Here is a 13,708-nt window from a genome sequence, read left to right as displayed (position 1 = left end):
GTTGCAGAATGGCCACAATCTGGGCCTCGCTGAATCGTCCCTTTTTCATTTATCAGTCGTCAGGTAGTGAAAGTTACGGCTTTCTCTACTCACTACTGGCTCACTTTCTAGGGAAGCGTACAAATTCGCCGGAGTAAACAGGGGGGCTAAGCCTTCTGAGCGTTGTGCCTATACATAGGCGCTAATACAGGCTAGAGTCATGGCTACCCTAATGCCGTGCAAATAAGGAGCCCTCAACAATCGTATATAACAGTTTTGTTACATACGATTGTTGAGGGCTCTGCAATGCGGGCAGTACTGTTGAAGACTATATCTGGCCCGGTCCGGCAATTACTTGCAGCATACCATCCAGCTGGAAGTATTGCTGCGCTAATTGCTGCAATTCTGGCGCAGTAGCCGTTTGTATTTGCGCAAGGAAGTCTGCGTAATAAGAGGCTGGTAACCCCAGAAATACCGTGCTTTTGTACTTGTCGCACTGCTCGAAGACAGTGCTGAGCTCATTGGCGAACTTACCGGCCATGTAGTTTTTAACCGTAGTAAGTTCATCTTCCGGAATCAATTCTTCCTGCAGCTTCAGCAACTCGCGCTGCACTTCCGTAACCGCGGCCGTAGTGCTGGCCGCATTTACATCCGTTCCGATGACAAAGCTGGTAGCGTGCTCACGGGGTGTTACACTTGCGTAGATGCCATAGGTAAATCCTTTGTCTTCGCGGATATTCTTCATCAGGCGCGACCCAAAATATCCGCCTAGTACTTTCACTAAAAGCTGAAGCCGATGGGTATCGGGGTGATGCGGAGAAGGCCACAACCGGCCAATCCGTAGCGAGGATTGAATGCTGTCAGGGACCGTTACATAGTCAGTAAACGGCTGAGGGGCGGGAGTAACGCTGGCGGTATTGCTGGAAGTAGTGATCTTACGTGTAATAGCGCCTAAACTGGCTTGCACGGCTTGCTCGTGCGCGGGCTGCACGTCACCACAGAGAAATATTTCTGCTCCAGATAGGGCGTAAGCCTGCTGGAAGAAAAGGTGCAGCGCCTCTGGGGTAACCGACTGAAACCGGTCTTCCTGGAACACAATACCGTAAGGACTTTGCGCACCAAATACATTGTGCGAAAACCGCTCAGCTGCCAAATAGCTGGTTTTTTGGCGCTCAATGCGTACGTTTTGAATCGTACGCATTTTAAGTGGCGTCAGCTCACTCTCGGGAAACGTGGGCTCGATAAGTACATCAGCTACCAAAGGCAGGAGTTTTTCCAAGTGGCGTGCCAAGCAATAGAGCGTTAGAGTGGCCCGATCAAAGCCTTGCTCACACTCGAGCGAGGCCCCAAAGAAGGCTACTTCATCGGCAATTTGCCGGGCACTGCGGGAGCGGGTGCCCTCCAGCAGCATGCGCGCCGTGAGGAGCGAGACACCGGGAGTCGTGTCGTACCATTTGCCGGCCTTAAACACAACTTGCAGGCGAATAACCGGCTGGGCGGCATTGCGCAGCACATGTAGGCGGCTTCCATTAGGGAGTAAAAGCACGTCAGCCGCGGGCAGCGGTACGCTGGCCAGCGGCTGAACGGGAGGAGCAACAAGGCGGTCAAGCATAGATATTAGTTGGTGGGCGCAGGGTCGCTGGCTGGGGAGGTGGCATTGGCGCCACCAGCAAAGTTAAAGTGCAGTGATACCCGTAGCGTCTGAGAAAGCGGATTGTTTTTGTTGTTAGGTACCAGGTAAGCGGCATCCACCCCAAACACCTGATATCGCAGGCCCGCGCCAAAGCTCAGGTACTGACGGGCACCTTTCTGCGCATTTTCGTAGAAATAGCCCACGCGAGCCGAGAGCAGGTCGTTGTACCAGTACTCCAAACCAGCGGAAATATTGACTTCCTGCAGTTCCTCCTTAAAGCCGCCGGGGGCATCGCCAAAGGAACTGAAGATGGAGCTTACCAGCCCTTTGCCGGCCCGGGCCCGGTTTTCGGCCTCTACTTCGGCCAGAACTTGCTTGCCGCGGCCGGTGGTATCGCCCGTTACATAGTAGGGGCTGGGCACCAGCAGCTTGTTGGCATCTACCGTAAGGGTAAGTTTGTTGTAAGCGTCCAGTTCCTTGGTGATGGCAGTGCCTAACTTGAGGTTAGCCGGCAGGAAGTTGCCCTGCTCAGGGTTGGTGTAGGTGATTTTGTTGCCAATATTCGAAATGGCTGCCCCCAAGGCCAGGTTGTAGTCCTGGGCCCCGATGGACAGATCTTTCGTGTAATACAAACCCAGATCCACGGCGGCGGCATTGCCGGGGCGTGTATCTCCTTCGCCGCCGGTGAGGTTAGAGCGGATGTAGCGCGCCGCTACGCCCACACCCAGGTTCTCGCTCAGGCGCTGACCGTAGGAAACCGACAGCGAGTATTCTTTCGGATTATAGTCGCCGGTGGAGTTGTTGTTGATGTCGCGGAACTGAATGGTGCCCAGGTCGAAGTACATCAAGGAGACGCCAAAGGCAGACCGCTGCCCCACCTTGTGGTAGCCCGACAAATAGCCCAGACCCATGTCGTCCGTCACTTGCCGCAACCACGGCGCGTACGATAGCGAAGCCCCCGTGGCATTGGGCATAAAGCCCAGTTTACCGGCGTTGTAATACATCGAGTTGGCATCCGGCGAAATAGCCACGCCAGCTTCCCCGAGGGCCGCCGAGCGCGAGTCGGGGCTGAGCGTCAGCACGGGCACGGCCGTCGTAATGGCACGGTCTTCCTGCTGGGCGTAGGCGCCCGTAGAAAGGGTGAAAAGCCCGGCCGCAACACTTAGCCGTACAGTCAACTTCGATAACATACTAGGAGGTGAAATGGTGGAAAGGGGAAGCATTTGCAAAGAAAGCAGTTAGCGTAGCAGGACAAGCTTTTCAAATTTACTGACCTGCGAGCCGTCGCGCGGAGAACGAAGATGTACCCGGTATAGGTATACGCCACGGGCTACCTGATCATTAAATTCGTCGCGCCCATCCCAGGTAAGGGCGGCCACGTGCGCGGGGCTGCTGGCCAAGCTGGTTGAGAGCGTACGGATAAGCTTACCGGTAACGGTGAAAACCTGGACCTGTACTTCCAGCTCTTCGCCATTTCGGTTGTGGTCGAAATGAAACGTAGTGGTGGTAGCAAACGGATTGGGGTAGTTCAACAAATGATCCAGGGCCAGCTTTTCGTTGCGCACGACGACAAACTCGATTTCCTGCTCGGCGGAGTTGTTGAACGTGTCCCAGGCTTTGAGGCGCAGTACGTGCGGACCGGGCGTCAGGTTCTTGAATAAGTACCGCACCCGGCCACTCCGGAAGTTGTCGACATCAGCCGTGTAATAATCGTTCAGGACTAACACATTAGTCGGCGCGTTGTCGAGAATGACCGTGATTTCGTGGCCAATGCCCGAGCCAGCCGTATTGATACCGCTGCTGTCCCGTAATTGGGCCATCAGCGTGGTAGTAGTGCCCGTGGTGCCGCCAAACACAAACGACTCACTATCCATGAAGAGGCGGATGGTAGGCGGAATAGTGTCGCGCTTTACCCCAGCGGCCACGCCCCCGATGAGTACCTGCCGGTTAGCCCCGTGGGCGTCGCGGCGTAGGGTGGGAGAGGAAGCATACAGGCTGATTTTACCGGCGTCGACCCGGTAGTTGATGTCCCGCGGTATGACGAAGGATGTAGTAAACTGACCGTTGCGGACGGTAGCCTGCCCGTCATAAAGGATACTTTCCTGCACATCCACCGTTTGGCGGCCATCGTCGCCTTCGTTGCCCAGCATGGTGAAGGGGCTGGGCTTGTCGAATACCGTGACCTGCACTGTCCCGTTGAAATCCGAAGCCAATTGACTGTTGCGGTCCGATACGTCGCCGGTCAGCTCCACCGTATCCATGGCTTTCAGGGTGTCGGCCGGGGCAGTGCCATTGGTTACGGCCTTCTGGTTGATTGCCCGAACAGTCGTTTCGTACTCCGGATATGCCAGCCGCATCGAAGGGTCGCCCAGCAGCGCGAAGTTGCGGTTGTAAGTGCCCACTACGCTACTGTTTTTGGTAGCTGAAACCACGTCGCCGAGGCGGGGGAGCGGGGCGCCGGGTGCCGGAAACGCACTTTCGTAGAAATGGCGGCTCAGCAGCAGGTTATAATTCTGAAAAACCACCCGGGTAGTTGTCAGCAGCGCCACGGCTCCCCCGGCAATATCAGTAAGGGCTACTTCGCCCGCCGAAACCAGGCCAGGGTCGTCGTAAATGCTGAAGTCACAGGTAGCCGTGAGCAGGAAAGTCAGCCGGTTGGTGTTCTGCAGCCGTTCAATGGCACTTTTGGTGAAGATCTGCTCGTCGGCCCAGGCAAGGGGCCCGCCGTGCCCGGTGTAGTTCACAATCAACGAGCCTTGCTCAATGCTCTGGTCGATGGCCGTTTCGGTAGCGGGAGAACGTTGCCCACCCGCTACGGCCTGCTGCGGGTACATATCCAGGTACACCTTGTGCAGATTGTAGGCCGGCTGGCTGGCGGTAAGCAGGTCCGTCAGCACTTCCGCCGACTGGAGCGTGTGCAGGTTCGCGTCGCCGTCGTCGCTCACGAAGGTGAGGCGGTTGCGCCACTTGCCGTAGCCGGTGGGTTGGTCGTAGGAGATGAGCTTATCCACTACTAAGCGCGCCTGCGTGGTGGAGCGGGGCTGGTCGGCCGGGGTGCGCACCGGAAGGCGGCCTACGCCAATATCCATTAGCTCAAAATCTCCGGCAAAGCTTTCCTCCCAGCGGCCCTCATTCTCATCGAGCAGACCAAAGTAGTCGTCGGAGGAAAACGACACGCCAGCCGAGGTAAAGATGGGTACGAACGACTCGTAGGACTCATACACCGGAACGTAGTTCTGGTTGGCAGCGTCCTTCACCTGACGATTTTTCCAGTACTCCGGCTCAAATTTGGGGTCGTTGGCAGGGTCGGCCTTGTAGTCGTAGGAAGCGTCGCCGAACAGCAGGAGCATCAGCTTGGAAGTAGTGGCGGGCCGCTCACTGGTCTCGTACACCATCTTCATGAAGTCGCGGATAGCCGAAACGTCCTGCCCGCCCGAGCTGAACTCGTTATACACCTGGTTGGTGGTGGCTACCTGCACCTGCAGGCCGTCGTGGGTGCGCCGGTGCTGAGCCAGGCGCTCGGCCTCGGCCTGAAACAGCGGGTGCGTCACAATCACTAGGTCAAGGGCATTGCCCTGGCTGAGCGCGTGCAGGTTCTGATTGGCTACTTTCCCAAACAGGCGCGGGGCCGGAAAGGTGGTACCCTGAAAGGCTATGTATTCCCGCACCGAATCGGAGGGCGCGGTGAAGCGGCCGTTGCTGAGCTGGCGCTCGGCGGGCCGGCGTGGGTTGGTCACATCCCACACGGTAGCAGTAGCCGCCCCAGTTACCACAAACTCGCTGACTGCACCGGGAGCAACATTGGCAAGGGAGCGAAAGTCCCGCACGGCGCCGTCCAACTGTAGCCGGCGCTCGGCCAGCACTTCCAGGTAATCGAGGTAGCCTTTGGCCGTGATGTCGCCGCTGGCGTTATAGCTCAGCTGTACTTTCAGCCCGGTGGTGCCGGCCGCTACGCTCGTGCTAAAAGTCGTCAGAGCCACATTGGCGGCTTCTGGAAATGCTCCGCTGCTCCGACCCCGGATAAACTGGTTGCCAACCGACTGGTCGTTCAGGCTTACGCCAAAGCTGGTGCTGTTGAAGGAAGAGGCAGCCGTAAGGCTGGTGAGCCGCACAGGGGTGCTGGCTACTACTTCTGGGCCGTTGAAGGTAAACTCCAGCTTACCTCCCGTATCCACTGATTCGCCCAGCCATTGGCGGCCGGATTTCAAGAGGTTATACAGGTCTATTTCGTGAAACTGCCGATCGAGATACGTGGAAATGGTGGCAGATGGTGCCGCCGCAGGGGTGGCCGCTGGGGCTACCCGCCGGCCCGGTGCAGTGCCCACCGTGATAAAGTAGTACGTGGTATCGGTGTAGCTGTGGTAGAGGTGACGAAAGGGGCGGCTGGCCGAGCCCGCTTCCCAGATGTGCGGGCTCCGGCCGTAAAACAGCACGTACTCGTCGTCGCCAAACGTAGCGTCGTTATTGCCCGAGACATAAATGGCATTTTCCACTAGGTCGTCGGGGCGCGCGGTGCGGTTGAGCTGGGGCAGCTGCCCGGTGGCGTTGCCGTAGAGCTGAAGGCGGCGCGGGTCGAGGGTTTGCACATCCAGGCCCAGGGTGCGGAGCGTGGCTTTGTCGAGCTTGTAGATACCCGTTTCCGGCACGCCAATCTTAAACCACTGGCCCTGAGCCAGCACCGAGCCAGGCGCGTAGGTGCGGGCGGCGGCCCGCTGGCGCGCCGATGGCGCACTGTCCAGGGTGTAGGCATACGTGAAGGAAACCAGCTTTTCGAGTTGGCCCGTAGCCGAGCGGCGCAGCGGGGCGAGCGTGATGGTGGTGAGGGGGCGGCGGCTGGCTATGCCGGTGCGCACCTGCAGTGTGGGCGAAGCCTCTACCCGGGCACCCGCCAGCAGCCGGGCATCAGCTGCGGAAAATGGGGCGTACACCGCCTCCTGCAGCTCGCCCTGGGCCACGGCGCCCGCAACGGAAAACTGGTAAAAAGGCACCACCTGATTTGGCAGGAAGCCACCCTCGCGAGGGGCCGGCACCTGCTGCTTGCGGCCGTTGGGCAGCTCCACGGTTGCGTAGCCTTGCCAGTGCAGTGTCTGCCGACTGAGCAGCGTACCGGTTTGTTGCGCCTGAGTGGCAAAGCCACTGGACAAAAAAACCAGCAGCAGCCCTAAAAACCGAAAATGCATAAATCGTTTCTCAATAAACCAGACTCTGAGCGGACGTTGTGAAAGCAACAAGCTGGTCAGGCGCGAGGTTCACCCGGCCCCCAGATGAGTAACCGCCAGCTGGCCAAAATATTGTGCTGCCTACATATAATTTGGCTTCAGCACCGAGAGCAGCACGTACAGCAGAATAATGAGCGGTACCGCAGCCGCGCCCAACGCAGCCAATAGCCCGGCGGCCAGCAGCACGAAAATAAAGCGCAACGAATTATCCTGCCACCCGAAGTTCTTGAACTTAAGCGCAAAGAGCGGAATTTCGGCAATCAGCAGGTAGGAAAGCAGCAGCGTGAGACCCAGCAAAACCCAGGGGTTGAGAATAACCGACCGCAGGCTATAGGAGTCGTGCAGGAGAATAAGCGGCAGGGAAACCACCAACAGGGTATTAGCCGGAGTAGGCAGGCCGATAAAAGAAGTAGTCTGGCGGGTGTCATTGTTAAACTTAGCCAGCCGCACGCCCGAAAACACCGTGACCACAAAGCCCGCGTAGGCCAGCCAGCCCGGCAAGTCGGTAGCCGGCAGCGCCTGGCCCAGCAGCCAGTACAGCACGGCGCCGGGCACTACCCCAAACGACGTCATATCGGCCAGGGAGTCGAGGTCTTTGCCAATGGGGGAACTCACGTGCAGGGCCCGGGCCAGCAGGCCGTCGAAAAAGTCGAACACGGCCGCCAGCACAATCAGGTAGGCCGCGTAATCGAGGCGACCGGCAAACACCTGCACCAGCGCCAGGCAGCCGCAAAACAGGTTAAGACAGGTAATAGCGTTGGGAAGGTGCCTTTTCAAGAGACGGAGGAGTTATAATCAGGATACGTAGCGTGCGGAGCGCATCAGGAGTAGCGCAGAACCCGGCTACTGCAGAAAAGGGTTGCTGCGCCGTTCAGCCCCAATGGTGGTGGCCGGCCCGTGGCCCGCGTACACCGTTACGTCGTCGGGGAGGGTGAGCAGCTCGGTTTTGATGCTTTGGATAAGGGTCGCATAGTCGCCGCCCGGCAGGTCGGTGCGCCCGATGCTGCCCTGAAACAGGACGTCGCCCCCAATCACCACCTTCAACGGTGCGTGGTAGAAAACGACGTGGCCCGGGGCATGGCCCGGCGCAAACCGGACTTCCAGCTCCGTTTCACCGAAGCGCAGCGGCTGGCCCGCCGCTAGGGTACCCGTCGGCTCGGCCGGCTGGTACTGGGCAAAACCGTAGGAAGGGGCGTAGCTGCCTACGGCCCGCAGCGTGGCAAAATCGGCCTCGTGCAGCAAAAATGGCACCTGGTAGGTGTTCAGGACAAAGGCATTGCCCAGCACGTGGTCGATGTGGGCATGGGTATTCACGAGCAGAACCACGCGCAGCTGGTGCTCCTCAATAAATGCCTGCAGGGCCTGCTGCTCGGCGCGGCTGTAGCAGCCTGGGTCAACTACCACGCATTCCTTGGTAGCATCGTGCAGTAGGTAGGTGTTTTCGGAAAAAGCGTTGAAGGTAAAGCCGGAAACAAGCATAAGAACAAATAAAAACGGCCCGCAACCGGGCCGAATGGCGAGGTAAGGTACGCATTCGAGTTGTACTTGTGTACCTTGGCCGCCATGAGAGAAGACGTCGATTACCTGTTGGTAGGACACGGTTTGGCGGGGGCCACGCTGGCCGCCGTGTTGTTGCAGCGGGGTAAGCGCGTGCTCGTCCTCGACCCGGCTCCCGCCGATACGGCCTCGACGGTAGCAGCGGGCCTGCTCAACCCTGTGGCCGGCAAGCGCCTGGCCCTGGGCTGGCGCATGGCGGAGTTTCTGCCGGCGGCCGTAGCCTACTACCAAGAGCAGGAGCAGGCGCTTGGGCAGGAGTTTCTGCGGCTGTTGCCCATCCGCAAGCTGTTTTCCTCCGTGCTCGACCAGAACGATGCCATGGCCCGCAGCGCCGACCGACCCTGGCAGGAATTCGTGACGGAGGTATCGGCCGAGTTGCCTCCGTTGCCAGGGGTGCGGCAGGATTTCGGCGGCATGCGCATTGCCGGGGGCGGCTACCTGCGGGTGCGCGAGCTGCTGGCGGCGCAGACCGTAGCCGGCCTTCGCCAAGGGTGGCTGCGCCAAGAAACTTTTGACCCTACCCAGCTTGTTATCGGCGCGGCCGGCGTGCTTTACCGCAATACCATTGCGGCCGGGCAGGTGGTGTTCTGCGAAGGGGCCGCCGCCCGGCATAACCCTTGGTTTAGCTGGCTGCCGCTGACGCCAAACCAGGGCGAGGTGCTGGATGTTCATTGCCCGGGCTTAGCCGAAACCGAGGTGTTAAACAAAGGAGCGTACGTGGTGCCTTTGGGCAATGGGTATTTTCGCGTGGGGGCCACGTACCGATGGCCGCCTTTTGCGGCGGGTACCACGGCCGAGGCCCGTGCGGAACTTAGCCAGCGCCTGGCCGAAATAACGGATTTGCCGTTTACGGTGGTGCAGCAATGGGCCGCGGTGCGGCCGGCCTCGCGCGACCGTAAACCGTTGCTGGGCACGCATCCGGCGCTGCCTTTCCTGAGTATATGCAATGGCTTCGGCTCCAAGGGCGTCTTAATGGCCCCGCGGCTGGCCCAGCACTTTGCCGATGTGCTGGAAGGCACCGCGGAATTGTGGTCCGAAGTCAATATCCGGCGTTATTCTTCGTTGTATGCTGCGGCTGCCTCAGCAGCGGTATCTTCTCTTTGACTTCTACTTTTTCTGGCTCAATGACGCATATGTTTACTTCTCTGCCGGGAAACTTTGCCCGCTGGGCAACCGGCTGGTGCCTGATGTTGCTGCTGGCGTTGCCACTGGTCAGCGTGGCGCAAACGTCGCAGGAGCCCTTCGGCCGCGTCCGGATTCAATACAAGGAGTTTGACTGGAGCTATTTCAGCACATCCAACTTTACTATTTACTTCTACGGGGGCGGCGAAGCTACGGCACGTCGCACGGCCGAGTACGCCGAAAAGGAGCTGCAGCGCATCACGGCGCTGCTGGGGTACTACCCGTACTCCAAAACCACCATCATGCTCTACAACTCGGTAGCCGATCTGCGTCAGAGCAACGTGGGCCTGAACTCCGACAAGTACCAGATGGGCGGCGAAACCGATTTGCTGCGCATGGATAAAGTGCAGATAGCCTTCCAGGGCCAGCAAACCGTGCTCAAGCGTGACCTGAGCTACCAGATTACCCGGGTGCTGCTGCACGACATGATGTACGGGGGCTCCCTGAAGGAGGTAATCCAAAGCAACTACCTGCTGCAGCTGCCTGATTGGTTTGTGAGCGGGGCCGCAGCGTATACGGCCGAGGGCTGGAGCGTGGAAATGGATGAGTACATGCGCAACCTCACCCAGCAGATAGACGGCAACCGCGCCCCCGCTTTCTTTGCCCGCAACCAGGAGCTGGCCGGCCACTCGGTGTGGAACTACATTGCGGAGCGCTACGGCTATACCAGCATTCAGAATATCCTGAACCTGACGCGCATCACCCGCGACGTAGAAACGGGCATCAGCAGCTCGCTGAATGTGCCCTACAAAACCTTTCTAAAGGACTGGCTCACGTACTACCGGCAGCTAAATGCGCAGCCAGCCACGCCTTTTGCGGCCATTGACGACAAAAACCAGCTGGTGAAGCGCAACCGGCGCGGGACCAAATTGTCGCAGATGGCCATCAGCCCCAGCGGCCAAGAAGTGGCGTACGTCTCCAACGACCGGGGCCGCTACCGCGTGGTCGTGAGCAAGACCGACGGCAGCAGCCGCTACACCATTTACCGGGGCGGCTACAAAACGCCCGACCAGCAGGTAGATTTCCGCCTGCCCGTGCTTACCTGGCGCACCAACGAGCAGCTGGCTGTAGTAGAAACCCACAAAGGCAAGCTAAACCTGCGCCTGCGACCCACCAACCGGGGCGCGGGGGGCGTCTTTTCCCGGCTGGTTGAGGCCCTGCCTTTCAGCCACCAGGGCAACACGGCTCTGTTCAGCGGGTTTACCCAAGTCCTGGGGCTGCACTACTCCCCGGATGGAAAGTCGTTGGTATTCAGTGGGGCTGCCAACGGGCAGAATGACCTGTATTTGCTGCGCAGCGGCAGCCGCACGCCGGAGCGCCTCACCAACGACTTGTTTGATGATGTGCAGCCGGCCTTTTTACCCAACGGTCAGGGTATCGTTTTCAGCTCCAACCGCTGGCTGGATACCACGGGCACCGTGAAAAACAACTTCGCCAACGTTGTCAACAACTACGACCTGTTCCTGTACCATCTGGACGGGCGGGCCCAGCCGGTAGAGCAGTTGGTTAGCACAATTTCAAACGAGTCGGCGCCCCGGGCTATTTCCGATACGGAAGTCGTATTTCTGAGTGAAGAAAGTGGGGTCCGGAGTCTGTACCGCTACAACCTGACGACGCGCCGGTATACCCCGGTTACGAGCTTTTTGCCCAATATCCGCAGCTACGATTACAGCCCGGCTACCGGTGCGCTGGATTTCGTTGCGGCCGATGAGGCGCGCGACTTCGTGTATGGCTACGCCACGTACCCGCTGCCCGAGGGGCTGCAGCTCGGCAAAACGGCCCGGCAGGAAACCCTGGAGGACCGCTCGAAGCCCGCGCCCGCGCCCAGGCGCGCCCCAGCAGTGCGCGATACCACGGCGCGGCAAACGGCAACATCAGGGGAGAAGAAGGTGGGCGACTATCAGTACGAGGAAGATGCCCCGCCCACGCGCCCAGAGCGGCGTAGCACGGCCCGGGCCACGGCTAAGCCCGCGGAGAGTACACCGCTGGCCGGGCCCTTCCGCTACGGCAAGCAGTTCAGTATCGACAATGTGGTGTCGTCACTTTACGTGGATCCGCTGCTGGGCTTTGGCATCATCGGGCAAGCCAATCTTTCCGACCTGATGGAAGACCACCGGTTCCGGGCTGGGGTGTTTGCCCTCACCGATTTCCGTACCAGCAACATCTTCGTGGAGTACAGCAACCTGCGCCGCCGCTACGACTGGGGCATCAGCTACCAGAAGCAGTCTTACACTAAAGATCTGGACCCCGTGACGGGCTACCTGACGCGCCTGAACCGGCATGAGGTGGCACCCCGCATAGCCTATCCCCTCACCCATAACCTGAACGTGCGCGTAACCGGCCGCTACGTAAATGCGCGCCGCTCCCGCCTGGCCGACTTTAGCCAGCGGGATTCGGTGGAAAACTTTTTGGGCGGCAGCGCCGAGCTGGTGTTCGACAATGCCATCAGTACGGGCGTGAACATGCTGGAAGGCACGCGCATGAAGGCAGGCGTACAAATGCTGCATGGACTGCGCACCGACGAGCAGAGCTTCAACAAGTTCTTTGTGGACATTCGGCACTACCAGAAAATTCACCGCCAGATTATCTGGGCCAACCGCGCCAGCTACGGCAACTTCTTCGGCAACGCGCCCAAAACGTTCCGCCTGGGGGGCATGGACAACTGGCTCAACAACCGCTTCGACGGCGACGACCGGGACCTGTTCCGCGGGCAGCCGGCCGATGTGTTCTACCAGGAATTTGTAACCAACCTGCGCGGCTTCAACTACAACGCCCGCACCGGGCCCAAGTACGTGCTGTTCAACTCCGAGCTGCGGGTGCCCATCATTCAGTACTTCTCCCGTAAGCCCATCGAATCGGGTTTCTTCCGCAACCTGCAGCTTACGGCCTTTGCCGATGCCGGCTCGGCCTACGCCGGCTCCAACCCCTTCAACGAAAAGAACTCCTATAACACCCGTCAGGTACTGGGCAACGGCAACGCTTTCTCGGCCACGGTCATCGACTTCCGCAATCCGCTGCTGTTGGGCTATGGCCTGGGTGCCCGCACCACCCTGCTCGGCTTCTACGGCAAGCTCGATGTGGCCTGGGGACAGGAAGACCAGGAACAGACCGGTCCCAAGTTTTATTTCACGCTGGGATACGACTTTTAAAAGATCAGCAGCCTAACGGCCGTCGGTGCCGAAAGGCCCAGGGCATTTTGAAAGCCTCATCTGTTTAAGCGGATGAGGCTTTTTATTTGCCAGGAAGGGCAGGGCCGCTGGCATAAATACGAACAAATAGAACGCAATAACCGCCCCTAACCATTCGTGTAGTATCTTTGCGGTCCCGTTCACCACCCCTGTTGCCGTGCCGCTCCTCAGCCAGATTTGGTATTTGATGCAGAAGGACTTCCGTCTGGAATGGCGGCAGCGTGCCGCCCTCAGTGGCATGCTGCTGTACGTGGGCAGCACTGTATTTGTGTGCTACCTGAGCTTTGCCCTCCGGGGCGGCAACCTGCCGGTGCCGGCCTGGAACGCGCTGTTTTGGATTATTCTCCTGTTTACGGCCGTAAACGCCGTGGCGAAGGGCTTTCTGCAGGAAAGTCGCGGCCGACAGCTGTATTACTACGCCCTGGTGAAGCCGCAGGCGGTTATTCTGGCGAAAATCGGATACAATGCCCTGCTGCTGCTGGGATTGGCTCTGGTCGCTTTTGGTGCCTACGCGCTGGTTTTGGGCAACCCGGTGCAGGACATGCCCCTGTTTTTGAGCACGGTAGTGCTGGGTGCGCTGGGCTTTGCCTCCACGCTCACGCTGGTATCGGGCATAGCCGCCAAAGCCGCCAACAGCCATACCTTGATGGCCGTGCTGGGCTTCCCCATCATGATTCCGATGCTGCTCATGCTCATCAAAATCTCCAAAAACGCTTTGGATGGGCTGGATTGGTCGGCTAGTCGGAGCTCGGTGCTGACCCTGGTGGCTCTGAACCTGATTGTGGGGGCAGTGTCCTACGTGCTGTTTCCTTTTTTGTGGCGGTCCTGATGGTTATGATACAGTCAGTAAACCTGTGCGCTTATTTCACCCAAACGGGTGGTTGTGAGGACGCCGGGCGGGTTGTATCTTCCTTGGTCGAAGCTGGCCGCTCTCCTCATTCTTTTGTTTT

At 59.0% G+C, this 13,708-nt stretch carries 8 protein-coding genes; 3 read left to right on the top strand and 5 right to left on the bottom strand.

Going from position 1 to position 13,708, the window contains the following annotated elements:
* Positions 1 to 307: 307 nt before the first annotated feature.
* The 5 genes from FY528_RS09875 to FY528_RS09855 form a co-directional block, all read right to left on the bottom strand.
* Positions 308 to 1,591 carry a M16 family metallopeptidase gene (locus FY528_RS09875; protein WP_149070829.1) on the bottom strand — a complete coding sequence of 428 codons (1,284 nt, stop codon included), beginning with the start codon at positions 1,589 to 1,591 and terminating at the stop codon, positions 308 to 310.
* A 5-nt stretch (positions 1,592 to 1,596) separates the two neighbouring features.
* Complete coding sequence (porV, locus tag FY528_RS09870) at positions 1,597 to 2,802, bottom strand: type IX secretion system outer membrane channel protein PorV (protein ID WP_149070828.1); 1,206 nt, start codon at positions 2,800 to 2,802, stop codon at positions 1,597 to 1,599.
* Between the two features lie 48 nt (positions 2,803 to 2,850).
* Positions 2,851 to 6,792 carry a type IX secretion system sortase PorU gene (porU, locus tag FY528_RS09865; RefSeq protein WP_149070827.1) on the bottom strand — a complete coding sequence of 1,314 codons (3,942 nt, stop codon included), beginning with the start codon at positions 6,790 to 6,792 and terminating at the stop codon, positions 2,851 to 2,853.
* 120 nt (positions 6,793 to 6,912) lie between these two features.
* Positions 6,913 to 7,608, bottom strand: coding sequence for a CDP-alcohol phosphatidyltransferase family protein (locus tag FY528_RS09860; RefSeq protein WP_149070826.1), 696 nt, complete (start codon positions 7,606 to 7,608; stop codon positions 6,913 to 6,915).
* Between the two features lie 66 nt (positions 7,609 to 7,674).
* Positions 7,675 to 8,310 carry an MBL fold metallo-hydrolase gene (locus tag FY528_RS09855; RefSeq protein WP_149070825.1) on the bottom strand — a complete coding sequence of 212 codons (636 nt, stop codon included), beginning with the start codon at positions 8,308 to 8,310 and terminating at the stop codon, positions 7,675 to 7,677.
* A gap of 84 nt (positions 8,311 to 8,394) precedes the next feature.
* Between FY528_RS09855 and FY528_RS09850 the strand changes: the two genes are divergently transcribed.
* The 3 genes from FY528_RS09850 to FY528_RS09840 all read left to right on the top strand — a co-directional run bounded on the left by FY528_RS09850 (position 8,395) and on the right by FY528_RS09840 (position 13,587).
* Complete coding sequence (locus tag FY528_RS09850) at positions 8,395 to 9,492, top strand: NAD(P)/FAD-dependent oxidoreductase (RefSeq protein WP_149070824.1); 1,098 nt, start codon at positions 8,395 to 8,397, stop codon at positions 9,490 to 9,492.
* 29 nt (positions 9,493 to 9,521) lie between these two features.
* Positions 9,522 to 12,719 (top strand): hypothetical protein, encoded by a 3,198-nt coding sequence (locus tag FY528_RS09845; protein ID WP_262383962.1) that lies wholly within the window; start codon positions 9,522 to 9,524, stop codon positions 12,717 to 12,719.
* A gap of 226 nt (positions 12,720 to 12,945) precedes the next feature.
* Positions 12,946 to 13,587 carry a heme exporter protein CcmB gene (locus tag FY528_RS09840; RefSeq protein WP_149070838.1) on the top strand — a complete coding sequence of 214 codons (642 nt, stop codon included), beginning with the start codon at positions 12,946 to 12,948 and terminating at the stop codon, positions 13,585 to 13,587.
* Positions 13,588 to 13,708: the final 121 nt, after the last annotated feature.

The sequence above is a fragment of the Hymenobacter lutimineralis genome (genome assembly GCF_008271285.1).
In the GTDB taxonomy this organism is placed as follows: domain Bacteria; phylum Bacteroidota; class Bacteroidia; order Cytophagales; family Hymenobacteraceae; genus Hymenobacter; species Hymenobacter lutimineralis.
This window is presented reverse-complemented; position numbering and strand designations above follow the sequence as displayed.